The sequence below is a fragment of the Synechococcus sp. CCY9201 genome (genome assembly GCF_034931105.1).
Classification (GTDB): domain Bacteria; phylum Cyanobacteriota; class Cyanobacteriia; order PCC-6307; family Cyanobiaceae; genus CBW1002.
In genome coordinates, this window is the sequence record NZ_JAYGIC010000067.1 from 1 (window position 1) to 25,414 (window position 25,414).

27 protein-coding genes and 1 pseudogene are annotated in these 25,414 nt (G+C 66.2%); 16 read left to right on the plus strand and 12 right to left on the minus strand.

Translation table 11 applies throughout. The features are described 5' to 3' along the window. Positions 1-397: pseudogene (locus VB716_RS06845) on the minus strand (polyphosphate kinase 2); the annotation flags it as partial. Positions 398-467: 70 nt separating this feature from the next. Then, positions 468-629, minus strand: a complete 162-nt coding sequence (locus VB716_RS06850; RefSeq protein ID WP_322757279.1) for a hypothetical protein — start codon at positions 627-629, stop codon at positions 468-470. Between the two features lie 361 nt (positions 630-990). On the opposite strand from VB716_RS06850, the gene VB716_RS06855 reads away from it, so the two are divergent. After that, entirely contained in the window at positions 991-1,683 is a 693-nt protein-coding gene (locus VB716_RS06855) for a DUF6629 family protein (protein ID WP_323270078.1), read from the plus strand. 39 nt (positions 1,684-1,722) lie between these two features. Here the strand turns inward: VB716_RS06855 and VB716_RS06860 are convergent, their stop codons facing one another. Then, complete coding sequence (locus tag VB716_RS06860) at positions 1,723-2,232, minus strand: DUF3122 domain-containing protein (RefSeq protein ID WP_197169888.1); 510 nt, start codon at positions 2,230-2,232, stop codon at positions 1,723-1,725. 263 nt (positions 2,233-2,495) lie between these two features. On the opposite strand from VB716_RS06860, the gene VB716_RS06865 reads away from it, so the two are divergent. From VB716_RS06865 to VB716_RS06890, 6 genes are all read left to right on the plus strand, one after another. Further along, on the plus strand, positions 2,496-3,614 hold the full coding sequence (locus VB716_RS06865) for an MBL fold metallo-hydrolase (RefSeq protein ID WP_323270079.1): 1,119 nt from the start codon (positions 2,496-2,498) through the stop codon (positions 3,612-3,614). Positions 3,615-3,733: 119 nt separating this feature from the next. Continuing rightward, positions 3,734-4,273, plus strand: coding sequence for a rhodanese-like domain-containing protein (locus VB716_RS06870; RefSeq protein ID WP_323270088.1), 540 nt, complete (start codon positions 3,734-3,736; stop codon positions 4,271-4,273). Beyond that, on the plus strand, positions 4,273-5,133 hold the full coding sequence (locus VB716_RS06875) for a sulfite exporter TauE/SafE family protein (RefSeq protein WP_323270080.1): 861 nt from the start codon (positions 4,273-4,275) through the stop codon (positions 5,131-5,133). The genes VB716_RS06870 and VB716_RS06875 overlap by 1 nt, the downstream gene beginning before the upstream one ends. Further along, positions 5,130-5,579 carry a hypothetical protein gene (locus VB716_RS06880; RefSeq protein ID WP_197154372.1) on the plus strand — a complete coding sequence of 150 codons (450 nt, stop codon included), beginning with the start codon at positions 5,130-5,132 and terminating at the stop codon, positions 5,577-5,579. Before VB716_RS06875 ends, VB716_RS06880 begins: the two co-directional genes overlap by 4 nt. 84 nt (positions 5,580-5,663) lie before the next feature. Further along, entirely contained in the window at positions 5,664-6,293 is a 630-nt protein-coding gene (gene pdxH, locus VB716_RS06885; protein ID WP_370594706.1) for a pyridoxamine 5'-phosphate oxidase, read from the plus strand. 337 nt (positions 6,294-6,630) lie between these two features. Continuing rightward, entirely contained in the window at positions 6,631-7,515 is an 885-nt protein-coding gene (locus tag VB716_RS06890) for a transglutaminase family protein (protein ID WP_323270081.1), read from the plus strand. Positions 7,516-7,655: 140 nt separating this feature from the next. Here VB716_RS06890 and VB716_RS06895 read toward each other — a convergent pair whose 3' ends face one another. The 6 genes from VB716_RS06895 to VB716_RS06920 form a co-directional block, all read right to left on the minus strand. Beyond that, on the minus strand, positions 7,656-7,952 hold the full coding sequence (locus VB716_RS06895) for an RNA recognition motif domain-containing protein (protein WP_197154367.1): 297 nt from the start codon (positions 7,950-7,952) through the stop codon (positions 7,656-7,658). Between the two features lie 83 nt (positions 7,953-8,035). Beyond that, complete coding sequence (locus tag VB716_RS06900; RefSeq protein WP_322757286.1) at positions 8,036-8,845, minus strand: hypothetical protein; 810 nt, start codon at positions 8,843-8,845, stop codon at positions 8,036-8,038. A 101-nt stretch (positions 8,846-8,946) separates the two neighbouring features. Beyond that, entirely contained in the window at positions 8,947-9,090 is a 144-nt protein-coding gene (locus VB716_RS06905) for a chlorophyll a/b-binding protein (RefSeq protein ID WP_197154363.1), read from the minus strand. A gap of 46 nt (positions 9,091-9,136) precedes the next feature. After that, positions 9,137-9,829, minus strand: a complete 693-nt coding sequence (locus VB716_RS06910) for a hypothetical protein (RefSeq protein WP_323270082.1) — start codon at positions 9,827-9,829, stop codon at positions 9,137-9,139. A 167-nt stretch (positions 9,830-9,996) separates the two neighbouring features. Continuing rightward, complete coding sequence (locus tag VB716_RS06915) at positions 9,997-10,707, minus strand: hypothetical protein (protein WP_322757288.1); 711 nt, start codon at positions 10,705-10,707, stop codon at positions 9,997-9,999. 57 nt (positions 10,708-10,764) lie between these two features. Continuing rightward, positions 10,765-11,010, minus strand: a complete 246-nt coding sequence (locus tag VB716_RS06920; RefSeq protein WP_197154358.1) for a hypothetical protein — start codon at positions 11,008-11,010, stop codon at positions 10,765-10,767. A gap of 120 nt (positions 11,011-11,130) precedes the next feature. Here VB716_RS06920 and VB716_RS06925 point away from each other — a divergent pair, with 120 nt between their 5' ends. Genes VB716_RS06925 through VB716_RS06935 form a run of 3 tightly spaced genes read left to right on the plus strand, consistent with a single transcriptional unit; the run spans position 11,131 to position 13,756 of the window. Beyond that, on the plus strand, positions 11,131-12,114 hold the full coding sequence (locus VB716_RS06925) for an ABC transporter ATP-binding protein (RefSeq protein ID WP_416223837.1): 984 nt from the start codon (positions 11,131-11,133) through the stop codon (positions 12,112-12,114). After that, a complete protein-coding gene (locus VB716_RS06930; RefSeq protein ID WP_197154347.1) occupies positions 12,111-12,938 on the plus strand; it encodes an ABC transporter permease in 828 nt (275 codons plus the stop codon). The genes VB716_RS06925 and VB716_RS06930 overlap by 4 nt, the downstream gene beginning before the upstream one ends. Positions 12,939-12,967: 29 nt before the next feature. Further along, positions 12,968-13,756 (plus strand): ABC transporter permease, encoded by a 789-nt coding sequence (locus VB716_RS06935; RefSeq protein ID WP_323270089.1) that lies wholly within the window; start codon positions 12,968-12,970, stop codon positions 13,754-13,756. Between the two features lie 62 nt (positions 13,757-13,818). On the opposite strand, the gene VB716_RS06940 is transcribed toward VB716_RS06935, so the two are convergent. After that, the gene (locus tag VB716_RS06940; RefSeq protein WP_197154339.1) at positions 13,819-15,330 is read right to left on the minus strand and encodes a hypothetical protein; all 1,512 of its coding nucleotides are present in this window, start codon (positions 15,328-15,330) and stop codon (positions 13,819-13,821) included. A gap of 340 nt (positions 15,331-15,670) precedes the next feature. Between VB716_RS06940 and VB716_RS06945 the strand changes: the two genes are divergently transcribed. Continuing rightward, positions 15,671-16,984, plus strand: a complete 1,314-nt coding sequence (locus tag VB716_RS06945; protein ID WP_323270083.1) for a Rieske 2Fe-2S domain-containing protein — start codon at positions 15,671-15,673, stop codon at positions 16,982-16,984. A 3-nt stretch (positions 16,985-16,987) separates the two neighbouring features. Here VB716_RS06945 and VB716_RS06950 read toward each other — a convergent pair whose 3' ends face one another. Both VB716_RS06950 and rimI read right to left on the minus strand, forming a co-directional pair. Next, on the minus strand, positions 16,988-19,564 hold the full coding sequence (locus VB716_RS06950) for an ATP-dependent Clp protease ATP-binding subunit (RefSeq protein WP_322757290.1): 2,577 nt from the start codon (positions 19,562-19,564) through the stop codon (positions 16,988-16,990). A 260-nt stretch (positions 19,565-19,824) separates the two neighbouring features. After that, positions 19,825-20,328: a ribosomal protein S18-alanine N-acetyltransferase gene (gene rimI, locus VB716_RS06955; RefSeq protein WP_323270084.1), complete on the minus strand. Its 504-nt coding sequence runs from the start codon at positions 20,326-20,328 to the stop codon at positions 19,825-19,827. Here rimI and lysA point away from each other — a divergent pair. The 5 genes from lysA to VB716_RS06980 form a co-directional block, all read left to right on the plus strand. Further along, positions 20,327-21,784, plus strand: a complete 1,458-nt coding sequence (lysA, locus tag VB716_RS06960; protein WP_323270085.1) for a diaminopimelate decarboxylase — start codon at positions 20,327-20,329, stop codon at positions 21,782-21,784. The two genes, rimI and lysA, sit on opposite strands and share 2 nt — an antisense overlap. Positions 21,785-21,806: 22 nt before the next feature. Beyond that, positions 21,807-22,619 carry a diadenylate cyclase gene (locus VB716_RS06965; RefSeq protein ID WP_197154327.1) on the plus strand — a complete coding sequence of 271 codons (813 nt, stop codon included), beginning with the start codon at positions 21,807-21,809 and terminating at the stop codon, positions 22,617-22,619. Next, positions 22,616-23,395: an isoprenyl transferase gene (locus tag VB716_RS06970; protein ID WP_197154325.1), complete on the plus strand. Its 780-nt coding sequence runs from the start codon at positions 22,616-22,618 to the stop codon at positions 23,393-23,395. The genes VB716_RS06965 and VB716_RS06970 overlap by 4 nt, the downstream gene beginning before the upstream one ends. 62 nt (positions 23,396-23,457) lie before the next feature. Next, positions 23,458-24,471 (plus strand): biotin synthase BioB, encoded by a 1,014-nt coding sequence (bioB, locus tag VB716_RS06975; RefSeq protein ID WP_323270086.1) that lies wholly within the window; start codon positions 23,458-23,460, stop codon positions 24,469-24,471. Continuing rightward, positions 24,464-25,414: rhodanese-related sulfurtransferase (locus VB716_RS06980; RefSeq protein WP_323270087.1), on the plus strand; the 951-nt coding region annotated here is incomplete at its 3' end. The genes bioB and VB716_RS06980, both read left to right, overlap by 8 nt.

The window sequence follows — 25,414 nt, forward strand, 5'->3', positions numbered from 1 at the left end:
CCATCACCTTCTCGACGCCGGCCCGGTTGTACCACGACCGGTCGAACATCGTGATGTCGCCGGCTGACGGCAGGTGCGGCACGTAGCGCTGGAAGTACCACTGGGTCAGTTCGGCATCGTTGGGTTTTGGCAGCGCCACATGTTCACTGCCGCGAGGGTTCAGATGCTCGCGGAAGCGCTTGATCGATCCACCCTTGCCCGCCGCATCGCGACCTTCGAACAGGAGCACCACGCGCAGTCCGACAGCCTTGATGTGACGCTGCGCCTTGAGCAGTTCGATCTGGAGTGCTTCAAGGTCTCGTCTGTAGTGCGTCTTGTCAATCGATTCGCCGTAGGGGCGATCGTTCTGCATCTCCTCGATCGTTGCGACGGGGGATGGGCGGTGCTTCTTGCTCATGGGCCTGCCTGAACCGGGCGGAGCGGTCTATGCCCACCACCAACGGTAGCTCCGACAAGCAAACATCACATCACTTCGCCTGTTCCCACGCACCCAGATGGGCCCGCATCGTTGAACAGGAGGCCCACTTGCGGCGCATCGGATGCATGCCGAGCCACACCACCTGCACATCCGGCTTCTGAGCCCATTCGCGCACACGGGCCTTGAAGGCCGCCTTAGCGATGGTGGTCATCCAATCCGGTCCACCTTCTCCAGCTCATCGCACTCGACATCCATGGTGAAGGCGACCTGCTGGCGCAGCTCGTGCAGGGCGTTATCGCTTCGTTTCCGTTCAGGCAGGCGACAAGATCGTTCTTGATCCTGGTGCTCACGGCAACTGGATTGGTGACCTTTGCATCGAGCCGCGAGCGGCTTGCGCCATCGACGCGCGCGCCGGCAGCTCAAGTGCCACTCCGCCGAGGGCGGCGAAATAGGGGCTGGATGCGTGCGGCTGCCCAGGCAGTGTGGTCGATGCCAGCATCGCGAGAGGCTGTTGCACTGCCCGACGCGCCAGGCTGGGGGAATCGCCTGCTGCCGGGGACAGCTCCACGCCGATGTGTTTCTCCAGCAGCGCCAGCTTTGTGGTGGCGGCCACCCTCTTGCCCCTGGGGGTGGCCTCCGTGCGCTACTGCCGGCGCCACCAGCGCGGCGATCTGATGCCCCTGGCCCTCTCGCCCCTGTTCTTCTCGACGCAACAGGCCCTCGAGGGTGTGGTCTGGCTTGGCCTGGCGCCCGGTGGCCCCGACGGGCTCGTGCACTCCGCCGCGCTCGCTTATCTGTTCTTCGCCTATGCCTTCTGGCTGGCCTGGTTTCCCTGGTGCGTGTTGCGTCTGAACCGGCAGGAGCCACCTGGCCTGCGGCGACGCCTGCTGCAGATCCTTCTGATGCTGGGCCTGCTGCTGGGTGCAGGCCTCTGGTTGCCCCTGCTGCTGAATGGTTCCGTGTTCCAACCCGCCGTGGTGCACGGATCGCTCAACTACACCACCACTCTGTTGGCCAATGGCTGGATCAACCTGGGCTTCGGCAGCAGCGTGTATGGCCTGCTGATCACCGCACCGTTGCTGCTCAGCGGCTCGGGCCGACTGCGCTGGTTCGCTGGCGGCATTCTCGGCGCCTTTCTGATCACCCACCTGGCCTACGGCTACGCCTTCACCTCGGTGTGGTGCTTCTTCAGCGCGGTGCTGTCAGGGTCGCTGCCCTGGATCCTCAGGGATCCGAAGCCCGTGGCGCTTCCCAGCCACGCCTAGCTTGCAAGTTTCTGCGCGGCTGGGTGGCGGTCGGTGGGATCAGGCCTGGTCGCGGCGAGGCTCTGCCGAACCCATGGCGTGGAGCTCCATCACCTGCTCGGGTCTGAGGTTGAAATCCAGGGCACCGTTGCTGGTGGGGACCGCCAGATGGAGGGGCAGCGCCTCACTGGGCCGTGGCACCAAGGCATCCAGATCGAACTGGGCCGATCCGCTCGGAATCGTCGAGCCGTTCTTGGGAACCATCTCTTCGCTGCGATTGGGCAGGCTCCACTCCTGACCCATCGAATCGCTCAACACGAGTTCAGCCTTGTGATCCAGGCTCGTTTTGGCATCGAGAGCGCTGAAGCGGATGCGCATGCCGGAGGGGTACTCCGGGAAGGGCTGCTCAAAGACCTGGGCCGTGAGGCGATGGCCCGCCCGATCGCTGAGCGACCAGCTGCTGTCCGTCGCCAGTGCTGGGGCAGCTCCCACCATGAACGCCAGCAGCAGCGGCAGAACACTCAGCGCCCAACGGGCCAGACGGGCTCGAACACGGATCCTGGAAGACATGGTTTTAAAGGCATAAAGGCTTATTAACACTAATGCAGCCGTGACGCCGAGTCGTCGCTTTCCGCAGAACGGCATGGGGGCGCCGCGCAAAGCCGGAGACCCCATCCAGGGCACCGCCGAGCTCGCATCGAGACAGCAGCGCCAGCCAGGCCGGCGCACCCGGGGGCCGCAAGCGCTGGCAATACCCACAGCCCAGGCCCAAAGAAAGGCTTGCCTCTTCCCCTCTATGCGGCTACTGTCATAGAAGTGAGCACCACACCGCCATGGCCGTCGCCACTGCCCCCTCCATCTCCCTGGTCGCCGCGGCCGGAGGTGGATCCCTGCTGTTCCGCCAGCTGTTCGATGCCGACACAGGCACCTTCACCTATCTGCTGGCGGATGTCCCCAGCCGCAAAGGGGTTCTGATCGATTCGGTCTTCGAGCAGCACGCCCGTGATCTCTCCTTGATCCGCGAACTGGGCATCGAACTCGTCGCCTCGATCGATACCCACGCCCACGCCGACCACGTCACCGGCAGCTGGCTGATGCATGACGCCACCGGCTGCGCCATCGCCCTGTCCGCGGCGGCCCGTGCCGACAACGTCACCCTGCCGCTCAACCATGGCGACCGTGTGACCTTCGGGGGGCGTTCCGTCGAGATCCGCAGCACCCCCGGCCATACCAATGGCTGCATCACCGTGGTGCTCGACGACCACTCCATGGCGTTCACCGGCGATGCGCTGTTGGTGCGCGGCTGCGGCCGATGCGATTTCCAGCAGGGCAACGCCCATACCCTCTGGAACTCGATCAAAGAGCAGATTTTCACTCTGCCGGAGAGCTGCCTGCTCTATCCCGGCCACGATTACAACGGCCGCAGCGTCAGCTCGGTCGTGGAGGAGAAGGCCTTCAACGCACGGCTGGGCGGCGACGCCACCGAGCGGGATTTCGTGGGCCACATGGAGAACATGAAACTCCCCCATCCCCACAAGATCGCCGAGGCGCTGCCGGGCAACATGCGCTCCGGCAAACCCCGCGAGACCAGCCCCAAGGCCACCTGGGCGCCCCTGGCCCGCAGCTATGCCGGGCTGCCCGAACTCACCCCCACCTGGGTGGTCGCCCACCAGAGCGATCTCACCCTGCTCGACGTGCGCTCCGCCGAGGAATTCAACGGTCCCGATGGTCGGGTGGCCGGCAGCCTGCTGATCCCCCTGCCGGATCTCGAAGCCCAGGCAGACACAATCCCCACCGATCGACCGGTGGTGGTGGTCTGCCATTCGGGCAGCCGCTCCGCCCTGGCCACCCAGCAACTGCTCAAAGCCGGCCGCTGGCAGGTCGCCAACCTGCGCGGCGGCCTCAGTCGCTGGGCGGCTGAGGGCTACCCCCTGGAAGGCGTCAAAGCCTGAAGACGGATCCAGCGGCAACGGTCATCCGCTCAACACGCCTGTCCTCTCCCAGAAGCATGGCGTCGACCAAGACCATCACCACTCCCAAGACCCCATCCAGCCGAAAGGCCATACCCACGATGACCACCACCAAGGCCATGTCCAGCCACAGCCCGATCACAGCCCATGAGCTGGCCGACCAACTGGCCGCCCGGGATGTCACGGTGATCGACGTGCGTGAACCGATGGAATACGTCGGCGGCCATATCGCCGGCAGCCTCAACATTCCCCTGTCCCGCATCACGGAGGCCGACCTGCCCCAGGGGCCGCTCGTGCTGGTCTGTCAGAGCGGCAACCGCAGTGCCAAGGCTCTGGCCCTGCTGCAGCAGCTGGGCCGGCAGCACCCCCTCACCGATCTGCAGGGCGGTGTGCCCGCCTGGCAGCAAGCCGGCTTCCCGGTGCGCAAGCTCAAGGGAGCGCCCCTGCCCCTGATGCGCCAGGTGCAGATCGCCGCAGGCTCGCTGGTGCTGCTGGGGGTGATTCTGAGCCAGGCGGTGGCGCCGGGCTGGATCTGGCTGAGTGGCTTCGTGGGTGCCGGCCTCACCTTCGCGGGCATCAGCGGCTTCTGCGGCATGGCCCGCCTGCTGGCGGTGATGCCCTGGAACCGGATCTCGATGTGATGGCCGCCACGATCCATGCGGCAACCGAGCTCTCTTTCACCATGGTGCTGATGCTGCTGGCAGGCGGGGCCCTGATCGGCTTCCTGCTGGCGGTGCTCGGGGCCGGCGGCTCGATCCTGCTGCTGCCCCTGCTGGTGAGTGGTGCGGCGCTGCCTACCAAGGCTGCCGTGCCGCTCTCCCTGCTGGTGGTCACCCTGCTGGCCCTCGGCAATGTGGGGCCCTACATCCGCCGCGGTCAGGTGGCGATCAGGCCCGGCCTGGTGCTGGGGATTCCGGCCCTGGCCGGCAGCTGGATCGGCGGCTCCATGGTCAAGGCCGGCTGGATCGCCGAGATGGTGCAGCTGGGGATCTTCGCGGCAGCGGCTCTGGTGGCCTCCTGGCTGCTCACCCGCCGCAGTGCCCTCCAGGAAGCGGCCAACGGCGGCAACACAACCGGCTTTCCGCTGGCCCTGGCGGCGCAGGGAGTGCTGGTGGGCCTGCTCACCGGCATCGCCGGCGTGGGCGGCGGCTTCGCCATCGTTCCCGCCCTGGTGCTGCTGGCTGGACTGCCGATGGCGCTGGCCAGCGGCACCAGCCTGCTCCTGATCGCCACCAACTCACTGGTCGCCCTGGCGGCCCTGGGTCACTGGCCAGGCCCCGAGCTGCCCTTGATGCTGCCCCTGCTCGGCGGTGGCGCCATCGGGGCCGTGGCTGGGCAACGCCTCGCCCCCCACCTGCCGGACCGGATCCTGCGCCAGGGCTTTTCCGCCCTGCTGATCGGCTCGGCCCTGCTCACCGGTTTCGAGGCCTGGCGCCGCCAGCCGCAGGCCACCCCGACCATCCCAGATCCACCCACGCCTGCCCTGCCTGCCCAGCGATGAGCCCACAACGCACCTTCCAGTTCCGGCTGCGCAGCAGCCATGCCGCCCCCGATCGCGCCACCGAGGGGCTGGTGGTGGAGTTCCTCACCGACTCCGGCCAATGGGAACCGCAGCAGCTCAGCCTGACGATGCCGGGCTTCCGGATCTATCTGATCGCACTGCTGCTCTGTCAGCACGTCTATCTGGTGGCCAACGCCCGGGAAAAGGCGATCCCGTTGCAACAGGTGGAGGCCGATTTCGTTGTGACCACCAGCAGCGACTGGATCATCGACAGCGTCGACGGTGACTTCCGCATCCGGCTCGATGCCAACGCCAGCGCGCAGGAGCGCAATCTCGCCGATGCCGACGCGATCGCCTACATGCAGGAGCGCATGAAGCTCTGCCCGATCTCCCGCAACCTGCCGGAGAGTGTGCGCAAGCGCATCGACCTCACCGCCCTGAGCTGAACTCGGGACGATTGATCCAGCACCTGAGAGCCCGTGGAGCCGCCCGACACCCCCAGCGGCAAAGCCGCAGCAAGCAGCGTCGATGTGGCCCAACTGCGCCGCGACTACCGCCGCGAGGGTCTGCGCCGCGCTGATCTCGATGCCGATCCCGTTGCCCAGTTCCGGCTGTGGTTCCAGCAGGCCACTGCGGCGGAACTGCTGGAGCCCAACGCCATGGTGCTCTCCACCACCGATGGCCACCGCCCCAGCTCACGCACCGTGCTGCTCAAGGCGTTCGATGATCGCGGCTTCGTGTTCTTCACCAACTACCAGAGCCGCAAGGCCAGCGAGATCGCCAGCGATCCCCAGGTGAGCCTGCTGTTCCCCTGGTACGGGCTGGAGCGTCAGGTGGCGATCCTGGGGCAGGCGGAGCGGATTTCGGCGGCGGAATCCCTGGCTTACTTCACCTCCAGGCCCTTGGGCAGCCGCCTCGGGGCCTGGGTGTCGCAGCAGAGCACGGTGATCAGCTCCCGCCAGATCCTGGAGATGACCTGGGAGGAGATGAAGCGTCGCTTCGCCGATGGAGAGGTGCCCCTGCCCTCCGCCTGGGGCGGCATTCGGGTGGTGCCGAACGAGTTCGAGTTCTGGCAGGGTCGCCAGAACCGTCTACACGATCGCTTCCGCTACAGGCTCCGGCCCGAGGGCGGCTGGGCGATCGAACGCCTGGCTCCCTGATCCTCTCGCCGTGTTGGGCCCCACGACAGGGGCGGCGGGCTTGCGCAGGCTCTCGATCCCCATCCAGATCACACTCAGACCGATCATCAGAAACGAGAGCGCTCCTACCCCCGCCAGGATCCGCAGACCCAGCGGCATGCCTGGCGAGGGCGGCAGATCGTCGTCGTCAGGGAGGCCCGGGCTGCCGGGTCGGGCCGGTGGGCGAGGAAGGTGCTGGGGACGCGCCGGTCGATGCGGCTGGCTCACGGACGGCCTGATTGGCTGGAAAGCCCATTGTGGAGCGCGATTCGCACCGGCTTTCGTCCAGGCTGGGCAGCGATTGTGCCCCAGTGGCTCCGTGTTCTTCCAGATCCGCCACGAACTCCACTACGCCTATGCCAGGCCCGTGTTCCTGGAACCGATGACCCTGCGGCTCACCCCGCGCCAGGACTGCACCCAGACCGTGCTCAGCCACCGCCTGCAGGTGCGTGATCCAGCCGACGGCGCAGCGGCGGTGCTCGAACCCGGCGGCGGCGACGGGCTGGTGCTCTGGTTCCACAAGGAACGCCAGACCCTGCATCTCCAGGTGGAGATGCAGGTGGAAACCCACCGCGACAATCCGTTCGACTGGATCGTGACCGAGCCGGCAGCCCGGCATCTGCCGCTCACCTACACACCGGCTCTGCGCGCAGCCCTGGCGCCCTGCCTGGGTGGGCCGCAGCATCCGCAGGTCAGCGCCTGGGCTGCCGAGCTGGCCGAATCCGTGCAGGGATCCACCACCGACTTTCTGATGGCCCTGGCCGATCAGATTCACCACGGCTTCCACCATGTGGGCCGGCCCGATGGGGCAGCGCTGCAACCGGAGCAGACCCTGCAGGAGCGCACCGGGGCCTGCCGCGACACGGCGGTGCTCTACGTGGCCGCCTGCCGCAGCCTCGGCCTGGCGGCCCGCTTCGTGAGCGGCTACTCGATGCACCATCCACCCGAGGTGAGCGAGCACGAGCTGCACGCCTGGGCGGAGGTGTATGTGCCCGGCGGTGGCTGGCGCGCCTACGACCCCAGCCTCGGGCTGGCCGTGGCCGATGGCCACGTGGTGCTGGCCGCCGCCGCGGATCCGGAGCTGGCGGCGGCGGTGTCCGGCACCTACCGGGGCACCGGCGTGACCTCCACGATGGAGTATCGGGTCGACCTGCGCGCCGCCGAGACCCGGAAAGCCCTCGGCTCAGACAAGGAACGCCCATGAAAAAACCGCCCCGTTACCAGGGCGGTCAGCTGTGATTGGAAGCAGGTATTGCCGTTCTGCAGGCCCGGAGATCGGGCAAGCAGGTCAGCAACAGATCAATCAGCAATCAGGCCGGTCAGAGATGATCGGCTCGGCTGTGATCACCAGCGGTTGCCGCCGCCACCACCACCGCCGTAGCCACCACCACCGCCGCTGGGACGGGGCTCGGCCTTGTTGACACGGATGGCACGACCCATCCACTCCACGTTCTGGAGATCATCGATGGCCTTGGCTTCATCAGCCTCGTTGGCCATCTCGACGAAGGCGAAACCGCGCTTGCGGCCGGTTTCACGATCGAGAGGAACGCTGCACTTGCGCACCTGTCCGTATTCGGCGAACAGCTGCTGGAGATCTTCCACTTCGGCATCGAAGGAAAGATTCCCGACGTAAATAGACATGAACTCGTTGAACTATGAACCGATCCGAAAACAGCCCCCAAGAAAGTTATGAGCTCGCTTAAGAGAAATCTTGAGATCGGCTTTTACCTTACAGCACCAGGGACAGCCCCCGGACCGTCCTGCGCGAAGACGGTGCAGCTGGCCAGCTCGCAGTACTGCGCCTCGGCCATCGAATCCAGAGAAAAACTGGTCCAGGTGGCGCAGGCTTCTGGAACCGCCGCCACCACGGGCCAATCAATCCGGCGACGGCCGTAGGTGAGGCCCACGCAGGTAAGGGAGCGGTCGTCCGCCATCAACGACCAGAGCACGTGCAGGTCGGGGCGTTGGTAGGGGATCGGCTGGGTCTGCAAAGGCTGCTCGGCCATCACACCCGGCAGGAGCTCGAGCCGGCGCTGGTTCTCCCAGCTGAGGTAAGCGCCATCCTCGGTGGGATAAAACCAGCAGGTTTCGTTTTCGGCATCGCGCAACGGGAAAGCATCGAGACGCTCGACGCCGCTGATCGACATGCGGCTGGCGGGATGGCCATCGCCAGGCACTGGCACGCTGGTGCTGACTTGGCGATCGCTGACTTCGTTGTCGCTGAATGCGCTGCCGCTGATCGCGTAAACGCCGATCCAGAGGCTGCGGGGGTCGAAATGGGGCACCACGGCATCGCAGAGCCTGGAGCGGCGGCCGTCGACCGGCTCGATCGGATCGGAACCAGTCGCATCGGCCTTGCCGGAGTCAATCAGAGCCTGCAGGGACCCGGGCCAGTCATCCGGCAGGCGGAAGAGACGCAGGGCCACGCCACTGCCTACGCCGCGGCGCTGGGCCTCCACCAGAGAGGGCCAGTCAGCGCCATCACCGGGCAGCAGAGCCTCGGGGGCCACAACAAAGACGAGCAGATGAGCCATGGCCCTCGCCGAGGCGACAGAAACTCCGGAGATAGCAAAGCCCGGCTGGCGCCTGCCAACCGGGCCGGAGATCACGGCCGTGAAGACCGCTGATCCAGAACTCAGCCGAGGCCGATCTGGCTCAGGATGCCCTGGCCGGTGAGCAGCTCGGTGGCAAGGCCGATCACGAAGCCCAGCATGGCCAGGCGGCCGTTCCAGGTCTCAGCGAAGGCAACGAAACCGAAGCGGGAATCAGAGGTGGTCATCGGGTTGTAACGATGTGTTGCCACCACTGTAACAGGGTGTGAAGAGTTATGGGCGCTTCTCGGCGCAGGGAAGCGGGTGATAGCCGTTGCCGTTCTCCTGCCAGCCCAGATAGGCCGTGCCCGGCAGGGCCTCCTGCAGCGGTTCCGCCGGAGGCGTGCTCGGATTGCGGGGATACGCGCTGCCGTCGTGGGTGAGCAGGGCGTAAAAGCCATGGCCGGCATCGATCCGCACCCGGCTGATCAACTCCTTCCAGCCGCCCCGGAGCCGACTGGTCACGATCAGGGGGTCCTTGAACAGAGACATGCGGCTGATCGGCTCCAGTGTGCCGTGCTGGTTCTGGAAGATCAGCAGGGAGCAACCACCGGTGCCGCAGACCGTCGGGCCGATCACCGTGGCCACCACCTCCTCGCTGCCGTCGCCGTTGAGGTCGACCCGGTTGTAGGCGTAGCGCAGGTTGCCGGCGTTGAGACAGGCCTGCTGGCGGATGTGGCGGCGCGCCTGCTTCCACTCCTGGGTGCCGTGATCGGGACCATGGCCATCGGCATCCACCGCCGAGGCGGGAAACAGGGCATGCAGCAGGGCCTTCTCCACCGCCGCATCCGGCGTGGCCAGGGGAGGTACGGCGCGCAGCACCTGGGGCTCGGCGGGAGTCCTTGCCCGAGGTGCATCGCCAGACGCGGCGCCCATGCCTTCCGCCGCTGTTGCCGCGAGGGGTTGCAGCATCAGACTGGAGGCCACGACACCCAGCAGAATCGGCAGACCGGAAGCGCAGGATCGACGGCGCCCCGATTGATCGGTCCCGGGAGCCGAAGAGAAGCGGATACGGATCACAGGGAGTGAGCTCACGGATACACAGAGCACAGGACCAGATGTGTTCAACCAGCCAGGGATCAGCCTGCCTGAGTTCAGCCTGCCTGTCCCGGCGCATCGGGTGACGACAGCACGGTGAGGGGCACCACCAGCTCCATCAGTTCCAGGGGAGCCTTCGGATCGGGCGGCACCATCACCAGCATGGTGTGGGCATTGGGGCGGGTGTCCGGCTGTTCTTCCAGGATCTCCACCGCCAGCAGGGTCTGGCGAAACAGGCGGCCCTTCGCCTCCAGTAACTGCACAAAGATGTCAGGGGTCCAGCGAGCGCCGGGGCCGCGGCAGGGATAGGCCTCCAGCAGATCAAGAATCTCCAGTTCCTCCAGCATCGGCGTGGTCTGCTCGTCCCAGACCAGCAGGGCCGCGCTATCGAGGGCATTGGTCTGCAACAGGTCAGATTCGGCCGTCAGCAGGGCTTCGAGCGACACCTCGGTGTCATCCCGTTCAATCGTCTGAAGCAGAGCTTCCAGCACCACCTGGGTGGAGTCATCGATCTGATCGCCATGGCAGGCGAGCAGATTGGTGATCGCCTGCTCGATCTCCTCGGCCGGCAACACCATCAGCAGGGCCTTGCTGATCGCTTCGAGCACGTCGACCGCCTCGATGCCGACGGCTGAATCGGGATCGTCGGTGCCATCGCCTTCTGAGTCGTCGTCAGTGTCGACGCCGCCAAAGGCGAGCTCGGGATCGGCCAGAAAGCGATCGATCGCGGTGAGCACCAGGGCCTGCTCCGGGGATAGGGCGCTCATCGGTGGGGGCTGCGCAGTCACCGCAGCATGGCCAGGCCGGTCGCCGCCTGCCCGGCCTCACTCCACCTTCACCACATCGACCGGCCCTGCACCGAGGCGGTTGAGTTCCTCTGCGGCACGGATCGCCGCCTCATGGGTATGGAAGCGGTGGGCTTCGCCGGCCGTGGCGACATCGCTGAGGTGTTGATCCTCTCCCTGCACCGCCAGGAACATGCCGCGGCCGAGGTGCTTGATCACGTAGTGCTCAGCCTGGGTGCAGTCCATCGGATGGGCTGGATCGATCTCAGGCGCCCAGAAGTGCATTGCAGGGGCTGGTGGGTGCGACCCAGGGTAGATCTGGCGAAGCGGTGATGGGTAAATCTGTGCTGGACAAGTTTCTAACTGACAAGATCTGCACGATCGGAAGCCGTCCAGACTCCCTCGATGGCCATCGTCAACGTCAGCGGGCTCAGCAAGACCTTCCGGGTGGCCGACAAGCAGCCCGGTCTTGGCGGCACCCTGCGCCACTTCCTCCAGCGACGCCATCGCCTCGTGACGGCTGTGCAGGACATCAACATCGCGATCGAACCCGGTGAAATGGTGGGGTTCCTCGGGCCGAATGGTGCCGGCAAGACCACCACCTTGAAGATGCTGACGGGCCTGATTCACCCCAGCGCCGGCACGGTGCGGGTGGCCGGCCATGAACCCTTCCGTAGGCAGGCGGACTTCCTGCGTCAGATCACGCTGGTGATGGGTCAGAAGCAGCAGCTGATCTGGGATCTGCCGCCACTCGATTCGTTGCGGGTCCATGCCGCCGTCTACGGCATCGGCGCGGCCGAGAGCAAGCGCCGGATCGCCGAGCTGGCCGACATGCTGGAACTGGATGAGGAACTGACCCGGCCGGTTCGCAAACTCTCCCTGGGGCAGCGCATGAAGGCCGAACTGATGGCGGCGTTGCTGCATCAGCCGGCGGTGCTGTTTCTCGATGAACCCACCCTGGGACTGGACGTGAACGCCCAGGTGCGGGTGCGTTCCTTTCTGGCCGACTACAACCGCCGCACCGGTGCCACGGTGCTGCTCACCAGCCACTACATGGGCGATATCACGGCCCTGTGTGAGCGGGTGCTGCTGATTCACCAGGGGCGACTCTTTTACGACGGCAGCCTTGAAGGGCTCACCGACCAGTTGGCGCCCTGCCGCCAGGTGCGACTGGAGTTGCGCCATGTCTTGCCGGCCCGCATGTTCGAGAGCTACGGAACCCTGGAAAGCCAGAACGGCAACGAGGTGCGGCTGCTGATCGAACGGGATCGACTGACGCAGCAGGTGGGTCGTCTTCTGGCCGATTTCGATGTCTGTGACCTGGAAGTGAACGATCCACCGGTGGAGGAGATCATCGGCCAACTGTTCCGCCAGAGGGACGACCGATGAGCAAGAAGCTGCAGCGGGGATTGCGCCTTGTGCGGGTGCTGCTGAGCAGCCAATACGCGTACATGCTGGAGTACCGCGCCGAGATTGCGCTATGGGCGCTCTCGGGCGTGCTGCCTTTCATCATGCTCGGCCTCTGGAGTGGGGCCAGCGGTAACAACGGCAACGCCCCCACCGCTGAACTCCCATCGCTGGGATTGGATCCCATCGCCCTGGCCCGGTATTTTCTGGCTGTGTTCATCGTGCGCCAGTTCACGCTGGTGTGGGTGATCTACACCTTTGAGGAAGACCATCTCCAGGGCCGGCTTTCGGGCTATCTGCTGCAACCACTGGCGCCGGTCTGGCGGTATGTGAGCGCCCACATCGCCGAACAGGCCACACGTCTGCCCTTCGTGATCGCCCTGGCAGCCCTGTTCTTCCTGCTCTATCCCGCCGCCTTCTGGCTGCCGTCTCCAGCGGCGCTTCTGCTGGCGGTCATGGCCATGCAGCTCGCCTTCGCCCTGCGCTTCCTGATCCAGTTCGCCCTCACCACGGTCTGCTTCTGGAGCGAGCGGGCCAGCGCCCTGGAGCGGCTGCTGTTCATTCCCTATCTCTATCTCTCAGGCCTGATCGCTCCGTTGCAGGTGTATCCCGAACCGGTGCGCCGCCTGGCGCTGTGGACTCCGTTTCCATACATGATTGCGATACCGGCCCAGCTGCTGGCCGGCGAGAAGGTGGATGTCGTCGCCAGCTTTGCCGTGGTGAGCCTCTGGATCGCGATCCTGCTGCCAATCACATGGGTGCTCTGGAAACGGGGATTGCGGCAGTACGGAGCGATGGGGGCATGACGCTCGGCAGCAAGATGAACGGCGGCACCGTGGGGCGCTACTGGCGCACCCTGCGCAGCTTCTGGGGAGCGGCCCTGGCGGCCGAGCTGGAATACCAGATCAACCTGCTGATTGAACTGCTGGCCACAGGTGGCAATCTGGCTGGCAGCCTGTTCGTGTTGTCGCTGTTCTTCCGCTCCGGCCATGGGCTGGGGGGCTGGAGCTGGGAGGCAGCGCTGGTGGTGCTGGGGATGTACACCGTGCTGGATGGCATCGCCAGCACCCTGCTGCAACCCAACCTCAGCACGATCGTGGGTCATGTCCAGAACGGCAGCCTGGATTATGTGTTGCTCAAGCCGATCGACAGCCAGTTCTGGCTGTCGTTGCGCACGGTTTCCCCCTGGGGTCTCCCTGGGATCGTGCTGGGTGTTGTGCTCATGGTTGTGGGAGCCGTCCGTACGGGAGCAACGCCGAGCCTGCAGGATCTCCTGCTGACGGGGCTGATGCTGATCTGCGGCAGCCTGATCCTGTACAGCCTCTGGTTCATCCTGGCGGCCACCAGCATCTGGTTCGTGAAGGTGTGGAACGCCACGGAGGTGCTACGCAGCTTTCTGGCCGCAGGCCGTTATCCCATCAGCGCCTATCCGATCGGCCTGCGGCTGTTCTTCACCGTAGTTGTACCAGTGGCTTTCCTTACCACGGTGCCCGCCGAAGCCCTGCTGGGTCGCGCCAACCTCAGCTGGCTCACGGCATCAGGAGTGGTCACGATCCTGTCCCTGATGGCGAGCCGTTGGTTCTGGAAATATGCTCTGCGATTCTATACCTCAGCCTCCAGCTAAACAAGATTGACTCGCAAGAGAGTAGAGCTAATCAACGAGCTTACATCCTCTGGCTTCAGTCATCACCAGACATTCTCAATCACGTTCATTGCCTGCAGATAGGCGGGCACGTGATCCTGGCCCAGCTGGTCGTCCGAAAAGGTGTCATCGAGGGCAGCTTTACGGGCATTATCCGCAATCACGGCGGTGGCGAGAAGATCCAGTGCCTCGGGATTATCGAGACTCTGCAAAGCCTCAGCGTACTTGCGGCTATGGGTCGGCCGAACTGATTCCTGGCAGTAATTCGACATCTCCCGACTTTCGGTCATCACCGAAAAGGCGATGTCCTTGGTGCTCGGCTTGCCGTAGACCGCCATGTAGAGCAGATTCACCATCGAGGCATCGTGCACCAGGATGCCGTAGTTGCGCACGATCTGTGGCCAGCAGCTCAGGGCCTTGAGCCCTTCCAGGCCGCCACGGGGCAAGCCAGCCGCTTCACACCAATCCTGCAGTTCCTCCATCGTGTGCGGACAGCGCTGATGCGCCCGCATGCGCTCCGCCAGGATCTGGCCCACCTGGAAGTTCCGGGTCGGACTGCCCGAGACCGGCTGCATCATGCTGCCGCGCACGTCGGCCACCATGGCGGTGAGCTGGGCGAAGGTGTGATCCCGCACTTTTTCCATGTCACCACCGCGGTTGAGGGCCGCCTCAATGCGCTGCACGCCATAGCCCAGTTCGGTGAGGGCGATCGGCTGGCGGCCATAGAGCCGCTGACGATCCCGGCGCGCCATGGATACCGTGGCAGCCTGATCGATGCACTGATCGAGCAGCAGGGTGAGCAGGGTTGGGAGAATGCCAGTATTTTCACGGTGATAGGCGTGCCCGAAGCCGGCAAAGATGGAGGAGATATTCTTGGCCGCCTTGATATATTGCGCTTCAATATTGTGAATCCCAGGAGATACTTGAATATTAGGCGAGATCTTGTCCAACATCCGTGCCCCCAGCAGGGCCGTCAGTGCATTGGGGTGGCAGAAATTGGCGGTGAAGCTGTCGACCGGATTGCGGAGAGCACCGTGGCGATGAAAGCCGGAAAAGAAGGCCAGATTCGGATATCTCTCGCATAACACATAGGATTCGTTGCGAATGTGATCGTGACTGAAAGAGCCGGCCAGACAGGCCAGCACCACCTGTTCACGTTTCAGCTCGGTTCGCAGGGCACAGGCATCCTGAAGGTCCTGGTCGATGTGATTGCTGTTGGCGCTCAGCACCACCAGGTCGCAGTGCTGGATCAGATCAGCCAGGCCGTTGGTGGCCGCAGCTCCCTGCTGCGGATGGTGCGCCATGCGCTTCACGGTTTCGAGATGCTCCGGATCCATGCCGGCAATGGCGTCGTCCGAGAAGGCACCCATCAGATCGCGGCCCGGCCTGGGGGCCAGCATCAGGCTGCTGCCATCGGTATGCATGGCGCAGTTGTAGGCGATCGAACCTGGATAAAGACCGATGCTGTAGAGACCGACCTTGCCTGCATCAATGGCCTGGATTCTGCGCTTGATCGCGTCTTTATCCAGCGAGTCATCGAAGAAGGCGTTTTGCATACTGGCTTTTGAAGGCGCGCGCGGTCTTGATTGATCGCAATTGTAAAGGAGCCCTGCCATGCCTGGCTCCGGAAGGACCAACACACTTCGTCATCCCTGGGCAATCTCGCCAGTTCCGGTGACTGAACCAGCCACAATCACCAGCCATTTGTCCTAGTCCACCCTCGCAACACCGTCGCCTTCAAACTGATTTCATTCCTGCTGAACCAACCCAGACCCACACCATTCCTCGCCGTGATCAGACCACTTGCCTGGATCAGAGCACCGCCCCCCGCACCGACCTCCTGCCGTTGGTGGCGCGGGGTTGCCAGGATGCGATCTCTCTGCGTTGCCTTCTGCCGTGCCCCCAGCTGTGGACTGGCATCGACACTGGTATCCGGTGGCCCCTCTGGCGGATCTCGACCGCCGCCGCCCCCAGCCCTTCACCCTGCTGGAGCAGGATCTTGTGCTCTGGTGGGAGGAGGCAGCCCAGCAGTGGCGGGCCTTCGCGGACGTGTGCCCCCACCGGCTGGTGCCCCTCAGCGACGGGCGGATCAATGCCAGGGGCGAGTTGGAGTGCCCGTATCACGGCTGGAGCTTCGAGGGCAGTGGCCGCTGCACCCTCATCCCCCAGGCCGAATCCGACGCCGCCCTCGCCTCGCGGCGATCGACCTGCCGCACCTACGCCACGGCCGAAGCCCAGGGCCTGCTGTTCGTGTTCGCCGGCGATCCGAACGAGGCCGCCGCGGTGCCCTTGCCGCTGGTGCCGGCCCTGGAGGAACCCGGTGAGCCCTGGCTGGTGCAGGACACCTTCCGGGACCTGCCGATGGATGCCCTCACCCTGCTGGAGAACGTGCTCGATGTGAGCCACGTGCCCTTCACCCACCACAAGACCGTGGGCAACCGCGCCACCGCAGCACCGGTGCGGGCCGAACTCACCAGCTTCAGCGAGGAGGGATTCACGGGGCTGTGGCCGGAGGGTCCGCGCAAGGGAAGCCTCGGCAGCCAGCACACCACCTTTGCAGCACCGGCCCTGATGTGGCACGAGCTCGACGCCAAGGCGTTCGCCCGCATTCTCACCGTGGTCTATGCGGTGCCGATCCGCCGAGGCGAATGCCGGCTGCTGGCGAGGTTCCCGTTCCGCTTCCGTTCCCCCTGGCCGGCGCGCCTGCTGGGGCTGCGGCCCCGCTGGCTGCAGCACATCAGCAACCATCGGGTGCTGGAAGATGACCAGCTGTTTCTCCACTGGCAGGAGCGGGTGCTGGAGACCCGGGGGAGAAGTGGCTCGGCCAGCCGCGCCTACAACCTGGCCACCGGCGCCGATCTCTACATCAAAGCCCTGCACGACTGGGTGAGCCGCTTCAGCGCCGATCCGTTCCCCGATCAAGCCTTGCCGCCGCGACTGGAGCGTGACGCGCTGATGGAGCGCTTTCACGCCCATACCGAGCACTGCCAATCCTGTGGCGGTGCCCTGGCCGGAATCCGCCGCTGGCGGCCGTGGCTACCACTGCCGCTCTGGGGCAGCCTGGCCGCAATCGCCTGGTTTCACACCTTGCCTGCCCTGGTGGCCGGGGGCACGGTGGCCCTGGCCAGCGCACTGGCTGATCGTCAGCTGGGCCGCTGGGAGCAGGGGCTGTTGCGCGGAACGGGAGAACCGCCGCGCAATCGCCTCTGAGATTCAGACGCTGGCCGTGGCCAGTTCCGGCATGGTGACCACACCCTGCTTGCGGATCACCACCTGCTTGTCGTCGTTCACATCGACCACGGCGGTATCGCCTTCGCCGATACGGCCGGAGAGGAATTCTTCGGCCAGGGAATCCTCGAGCAGGCGCATCACAGCACGGCGCAGGGGCCGGGCACCGTAACTGGGGTTGTAACCCTCTTCCACCAGGCGCTCCTTGAAGGCCTCGGTGACCGAAAGTTCGATCCCTTTCTCGCGCATGCGGCCGAACACCTCCTTGAGCAGGATCTCGGCGATCTCCTTCACCTCATCGCGGCTGAGCTGACGGAAGACGATGATCTCGTCGAGACGGTTGAGGAACTCAGGCCGGAAGTACTGCTTGAGCTCTTCGTTGACCAGCATGCGGATGCGGTTGTACTGGGTTTCCTCCACATCGCCGCCACCGAACTCGAAGCCGAGGCCGCCGCCGCCCTTCTCGATCACCTTCGAACCGATGTTCGAGGTCATGATGATCAGGGTGTTCTTGAAATCGACCGTGCGGCCCTTGGAATCGGTCAGACGACCGTCTTCCAGCAGCTGCAGCAGCAGATTGAACACATCCGGGTGGGCCTTCTCGATCTCGTCGAACAGCACCACGGTGTAGGGCCGCCGGCGCACGGCTTCGGTGAGCTGCCCGCCTTCGTTGAAGCCCACGTAGCCCGGAGGCGAGCCGATCAGCTTGCTGACCGTGTGGCGCTCCATGAACTCCGACATGTCGAGGCGGATCATGGCGTCTTCGCTGCCGAAGAAATAAGCCGCCAATGACTTGGTGAGCTCGGTCTTGCCGACACCGGTGGGGCCGGAGAAGATGAAGCTGGCGATCGGACGGTTGGGATTCTTGAGGCCAACCCGAGCCCGGCGGATCGCCTTCGAGACGGCCTTCACCGCTTCGTCCTGACCGATCAGGCGCTGATGGAGGGTCTCTTCCATGTTGAGCAGCTTCACCGATTCGCTCTCGGTGAGCTTCTGCACCGGCACACCGGTCCAGGAGGCCACGATCTGGGCGATATCTTCCTCAGTGACCAGGGGATGGCGTTCCCCGTCAGTGCCGGCCACTTCGGATCTGCCGGCTTCGCTGGAGGCGACCGCAACGGCGACACCACCGGCTTCAGCGGCCTCTGCGGCACCAGCCTCAGCGGCGGGTTCCTCGTCCTTGCGGGCCTGCAGAATCGTGCGGATCTGCTCGCGCAGCTCCACTTCCTTATCGCGCAGTTCACCGGCCTTGGTGTAATCCTGCTCGCGCACCGCGTCTTCCTTGTCTTTCTGCACAGCCCGGAGCTGCTTATCCACCTCCTTGGCGGCGGGGGGCAGCTTAGAGTTGAGCAGGCGCACGCGGCTGCCGGCTTCATCGATCAGGTCGATCGCCTTATCGGGCAGGAAGCGATCGGAGATGTAGCGATCGCCGAGGGTGGCGGCGGCCACGAGGGCCTCATCGGAGATCTTGAGGCGGTGATGCTGCTCATAGCGCTCCCGCAGGCCGCGCAGGATCTCGATCGTGTCGACCACGGAGGGCTCGCCCACCATGACCGGCTGGAAGCGGCGCTCCAGGGCCGCATCCCGCTCGATGTGCTTGCGGTATTCATCCAGGGTGGTGGCACCGATGCACTGCAGCTCACCGCGAGCCAGGGCCGGCTTGAGAATGTTGGCGGCATCGATGGCGCCCTCGGCCGCACCGGCACCGATCAGGGTGTGGACTTCGTCGATCACCAGGATCACGTTGCCGGCACCCCGGATCTCCTCCATGATCTTCTTGAGGCGCTCCTCGAATTCGCCCCGGTACTTGGTGCCGGCCACCAACAGGCCGATATCGAGGGTGAGAACGCGCTTGTCTTCCAGGATGTCCGGCACATCGCCGGTGACGATGCGCTGGGCCAGACCTTCGGCAATGGCGGTTTTACCGACACCGGGCTCGCCGATCAGCACCGGGTTGTTCTTGGTGCGACGGCCGAGGATCTGGATCACCCGCTCGATCTCGTGCTGGCGACCCACCACCGGATCGAGCTTGCCTTCAGCGGCCTGCTGGGTGAGGTTGGAACCGAATTCATCGAGGGTGGGGGTCTTGGTGGAGCCCTTGCCACCACTGCCGGCCGCCACTTCGGCGGTTTCGCCGAGCATGCGGATCACCTGGGTGCGCACCTTGGCCAGGTCGACGCCGAGGTTCTCCAGCACCCGCGCGGCGACACCTTCGCCTTCGCGGATCAGTCCGAGCAACAGATGCTCGGTGCCGATGTAGTTGTGACCCAGCTGGCGGGCTTCCTCCAGGGAGAGCTCCAGCACCCGCTTGGCCCGGGGGGTGAAGGGGATCTCCACCGCCACGAAGCCGGAGCCGCGGCCGATGATCTTCTCCACTTCCACCCGGGCATCCTTGAGGTTGACCCCCATGGACTTGAGCACCTTGGCGGCCACACCGGTGCCCTCACCGATCAGGCCCAGCAGGATCTGTTCGGTGCCCACGAAGTTGTGACCCAGGCGTCTGGCCTCTTCCTGGGCCAGCATGATCACCTTGATGGCCTTCTCGGTAAACCGCTCGAACATGGGGCGGGGCCTGCTGCACGTCTTACTAACCTATCAGGGGTGAGCGGAGAGTGCGGTGTTGCTGTGCCAGCGCGGCAGATCGCTGTTGCCTCAAGGCTTCAGGCCTGTTCAAGACATAAGACAACCAGCACGATCTGACGGGCTTCGCAACAAGAAACGCCGGTAAACCGAACCGCTGGATCGGTGATCGGTTCGGGCGCCACCAGGGGTGGTCGATGCGCAGGCGAAGGGCGTGCTGCCCGCGGGCCGCGAGGACGCGTTCAGGTCCGAAGGTCGAGCCATTGGATCAGGGCGTCCTCGCCGCTGCGGTAATAACCACGACGGATGCCGGCATCGCGGAAGCCGAAGCGGGCGTAGAGGCCCCGCGCAGCGCCGTTGCCCGTCGCCACCTCAAGGGTGGCCCGGCTCGCGGCTCGTCCCCGGGCCTCCGCCAGCAGCGCGGCCAGCACCTGCTGCCCCAGGCCGAGGCGGCGCCACTGAGGAGCCACCGCCACCACCGTGATGTGCAGCTCATCGAGGATCAGCCAGCCGCAGGCCATCGCCACCAGCGCCTCCCCCTGCCAGAGCCCCACACCCGGCCGGGAGGCTTCCTGCAACTCGGTGCGCCACTGGCTCTCCGTCCAGAGGCCCCCCAGGGCCTGCTGATCGAGCTTCAGGCAGGCGGCCAGATCGGCGAGGCTGAGCGGAGCCGGACCCGTCACCATCCCGACGGCTTCCGTACATTCACTGCACATCGTTTCCTCGCCGCCCGGGACCCGCGCCATGGTGTTGACAGCTTCCCAGCAGAGCGCCGGCCCGGAGGCGGCCGCGGCGGGCTCGGCGGCCGCAACGCCCCAGCCCTATGAGGCCGGACGCGATCTGACCAGCCCCAACCGCAACCTCACGCCCCTCACCACCGAACGGGACGGCGAAGGGCGGCTGCAGGTGGGAGGCTGCGGCCTGAGCGACCTGGCCCGCACCTACGGCACACCGCTGTATGTGCTGGATGAGGCGACACTGCGGGCCACCTGCCGCGCCTACCGCGACGCCCTGGCGGTGCATTACCCCGGTTCGGCTCTGGCGCTCTATGCCTCCAAGGCGAACAGCTCCCTGGCGATCACGGCCCTGGTGGCGACCGAGGGGCTGGGGCTGGATGCCGTGTCTGCCGGCGAACTGCTCACGGCGCTGCAGGGCGGCATGCCCAGCGACCGGATCGTGCTGCACGGCAACAACAAATCGGCAGAGGAGCTGGAACTGGCCGTGAGCCGCGGCATCACCGTGGTGGTGGACAACTGGCTCGACCTGGAGCTGCTGGCCGAGCTGGCACCGGCCCAGGGGCAACCGGTGCGGCTGATGCTGCGCTTCACCCCGGGCATCGAGTGCCACACCCACGAGTACATCCGCACCGGCCACCTCGACAGCAAGTTCGGCTTCGATCCCGACCAGCTTGAAACGGTGCTGCGCCATCTCAAAGGTTGTCCCTGGGCCGAGCTCACCGGCCTGCATGCCCACATCGGCTCCCAGATCTTCGAACTGCAACCCCACCGGGACCTGGCGGGCGTGATGGCCGATGCCCTGGCCCTGGCCCGCTCCCTGGGCCACCCGGTGCAGGACCTGAACGTGGGCGGCGGCCTCGGCATCCGCTATGTGGCCTCGGATGATCCGCCGAGCATCGAGGAGTGGGTGCGCGGCGTGGCGGTGGCGGTGGCCGAGGCCTGCCGCGAACGGAACCTGGAGCTGCCGCGGCTGCTGTGCGAACCGGGCCGCTCCCTGGTGGCCACCGCCGGCGTGACTCTCTACACGGTGGGCAGCCGCAAGGACATCCCCGGCATCCGCACCTATCTCTCGGTGGATGGCGGCATGAGCGACAACCCGCGGCCGATCACCTATCAATCGCAGTACACCGCCGTGCTGGCCGATCGCCCCCATGCAGGTCTGCCCGGCGGGGAGTCTCCTGAAGATCAGCCGCTCGAAACGGTCACCGTGGCGGGCAAGCACTGCGAATCGGGCGATGTGCTGCTCAAGGACATCGCCCTGCCGCCGGCCGGCCGGGGCGACGTGCTGGCGGTGTTCTCCACCGGCGCCTACAACGCCTCGATGGGTTCCAACTACAACCGCATTCCCCGACCGGCGGCGGTGCTGGTCCACGAGGGGATGGCGGAGCTGGTGCAACGGCGCGAACAGCCGGAAGACCTTCTGCGCTACGACGTGCTGCCAGCCAGGCTCCTGCCGGTACCCTGAGTCTCAGGAATCGCCCCTGCATGTGGCCTGGCTGAGGCTCGTCGATCCCCGCCTGCTGCTCGACCTGCTGTTCGCCACCGGTCTGGGAGTTGTGGTGCTCGGCCGGGTCACCGAATCCCGCACGCTGTGGCTGCTGCGGGGCTACCTGTTTCTGGTGGCGCTGGCCTGGGTGGTGCAGCGCTACGCCAACCTGCCGCTCACCACCAAGCTGGTGGATGCCCTGGTGCTGGCCTGCAGCCTGGCCCTGGCGATCCTGTGGCAAGGGGAGCTGCGCCGCCTGATGGAACTGCTCGGCACCGGACGGCTGGACGTGCTGTTCGGCAACAGCGGCCGCGATGGCTTGGCCTCCGGCTCGGTGGCGGTGCTGAGCGAGGCGGCCGGGCGCCTCTCCCAGAGCCGCAGGGGGGCGCTGGTGCTGGTGGATCTGGGCAGCGACCTGCGCCCCGAGGATTTTCTCAATCCCGGCATCCCGCTGGATGCGCAGCTGTCGGTGGATCTGCTGCTCAACCTGTTCGCGGCCGATACGCCTCTGCACGACGGTGCCGTGCTGGTGCGGGCCAACCGGATCATGGCGGCGGGGGTGATCCTGCCGCTCTCGCGCCAGGGCAGCAACCGCTACGGCACCCGTCACCTGGCAGCCCTGGGCATCACCGAGCGCTTCGATCGCTGCCTCTGCATCGTGGTGTCCGAGGAAACAGGCACCTTGTCGCTGGCCTGCCAGGGGCGGCTGGAGCGGCCGATCACCAGCAGCCGCCTGCACGACCTGCTCAGCGATGCCCTGGCTTCATCGACGGGACGTAGCGTGGCGAAGGACACGCCGGATTCCCGCGGATGAGTCGCGCCCTGGCGACCACCACCCCCCACTCCCACGTGTCGCCATTGCCGGCGGCTCTCGATCCCGCTCGCCTGCCCACCCATGTGGCGGTGATCATGGATGGCAACGGCCGCTGGGCGCGGCAGCGCGGCCTGCCGCGGGTGATGGGGCACCGGGCCGGAGTGGAATCCCTCAAGCGCACCCTGCGCCTCTGCAGCGACTGGGGCATCGGCGCATTGACGGCCTATGCCTTCTCCACCGAGAACTGGAACCGGCCGGGGGAGGAGGTGAGCTTCCTGATGGCCCTGTTCGAGAAGGTGCTGGTGCGGGAACTGGAGGGGCTGGAGCGGGAGCAGGTGCGGATTCGCTTCCTGGGCGACCTGGAGCCCCTGCCGGAGGGGCTGCGGCAACGGATCGCCGAAGCCACCGAGCGCACGGCGGGCAACAGCGGCATTCATTTCAACGTCTGCACCAACTACGGCGGCCGCAACGAGCTGGTGCGGGCGGCGCGCCAGCTGGCCCAGCGGGTGGCGGAGGGCACGCTCGATCCCGAGGCGATCGATGAAGCCCGCTTCGCCGCTGAGCTGCACACCGCCGGCGAACCGGATCCGGATCTGCTGATCCGCACCAGCGGCGAGCAGCGGCTGAGCAACTTCCTGCTCTGGCAGCTGGCCTACGCCGAGCTCCACATCACCGATGTGCTCTGGCCCGATTTCGATCAGGAGGCGCTGCTGCGCGCTCTGCTGGACTACCAGGGCCGGCAGCGCCGTTTCGGCGGCGTGGCCCCCGCGGCCTGAAGCCCAGAGGCCACAAGCCCAACAGCCTGTACGCCGATCCCAACGCCCCGCCTGAAGCCCCTGTGATCACCCGCCACGACTGGAGCCACGCCGAGATCCAGACGCTGCTGAATCTGCCGTTGATGGATCTGCTCTGGCAGGCCCAGCAGGTGCACCGGGCCGCCAATCCGGGCTACACGGTGCAGCTGGCCTCGCTGTTGAGCGTCAAGACCGGCGGCTGCGAGGAAGACTGCGCCTATTGCCCCCAGTCGATGCACCACAGCGCCGATGTGGCCGGCCGGCCGGAGCTGGCGGTGGCACCGGTGCTGGAGCGGGCCCGGGCGGCGAAGGCGGCCGGCGCGAACCGCTTCTGCATGGGCTGGGCCTGGCGCGAGATCCGCGACGGAGCGCCGTTCGAGGCGATGCTGGCGATGGTGCAAGGGGTGAGGGAGCTGGGACTGGAGGCCTGCGTGACCGCCGGCATGCTCACCGATCAGCAGGCCGCTCGCCTGGCGGAAGCGGGCCTCACCGCCTACAACCACAACCTCGACACCAGCCCGGAGCACTACGGCCGGATCATCACCACCCGCACCTATCAGGAGCGGCTGGAAACCCTGCAGCGGGTGCGCCGGGCCGGCGTGACCCTCTGCTGCGGCGGCATCATCGGCATGGGCGAAACGCCGGCAGATCGCGCCGGCCTGCTGCAGGTGCTGGCCAGCCTCGAACCCCATCCTGAGAGCGTGCCGATCAATGCCCTGGTGGCGGTGGAGGGCACGCCGCTGCAGGAGCAGCCGGCGGTGGATCCGCTGGAACTGGTGCGGATGGTGGCGGTGGCACGGATCCTGATGCCCCACAGCCGGGTGCGGCTGAGTGCCGGCCGCGACCAGATGAACCGCGAAGCCCAGATCCTCTGCCTGCTGGCGGGCGCCGATTCGATCTTCTACGGCGACACCCTGCTCACCACCGGCAACCCGGATGTGGCCGCAGACCAGGCCCTGCTGGCGGCAGCGGGGGTGCGGGTGGAAACCGCAGGGGCGCCGCCTGCCGCTGGCAAGGCCTGTGCCGCATCACCGGCCCCGGCTGTCGCCCATGCCTGACGCGCCAGCCCCAGCCGAAACCTCTGCCGCCGCCGAGGTGCTGGTGGCGGCGTTCTATCGCTTCGCAGTCCTGGCTGCGGACGACCTGCCTGATCTGCAGCAACGCTGGCGGGCCGTGGGGGAGGCCGGCGGCGTGAAAGGGAGCCTGCTGCTGGCCACGGAAGGGGTGAACGGCACGGTGAGCGGCCCCAGCTCAGGCGTGGAGGCCTTGCTGACGGCCCTGCAGAGCGATCCACGGCTGGCCGAGCTCACGGTGAAGCGCAGCACGGCGCCGCGACAGGCCTTCCGGCGCTGGAAGGTGCGGATCAAGCGGGAGATCGTGAGCCTGGGTTGCCCCACGGTGCAGCTGGACGCCACACCCGTGGGCACCTATGTGGATCCGCAGGAATGGAACGCCCTGATCCGCGATCCCGACACCCTGGTGATCGATACCCGCAATGACTACGAGGTGGCGATCGGCAGCTTCGAGGGAGCGATCGATCCCGGCACCGGCAGCTTCCGGGAGTTTCCCCGGTGGGTGGAGCAGGAGCTGAGGCCCCTGGTGGCCGAGCGGCAGCCGAAGCAGCTGGCGTTGTTCTGCACCGGAGGCATCCGCTGCGAGAAGGCCACCGCCTACCTGCTCCAGCAGGGTTTCGAGGGGGTGCATCACCTGCAGGGCGGCATTCTGCGGTATCTCGAGGAGATTCCCGAGCAGGCGAGCCGCTGGCAGGGCGAATGCTTCGTGTTCGACCAGCGGGTGGCGGTGAACCACCGCCTGGAGCCCGGCGAACACAGCCTCTGCCACGCCTGCGGCCTGCCGCTCTCGCCGGCCGATCGAGCCCTGCCCAGCTACGTGGACGGGGTGAGCTGCCGCCACTGCCTGGGCCGCTACAGCGACGCCGACCGCGCCCGCTTCGCCGAGCGCCAACGGCAGATCGAGCGGGCCGCCGCGTGCGGTGCCAGC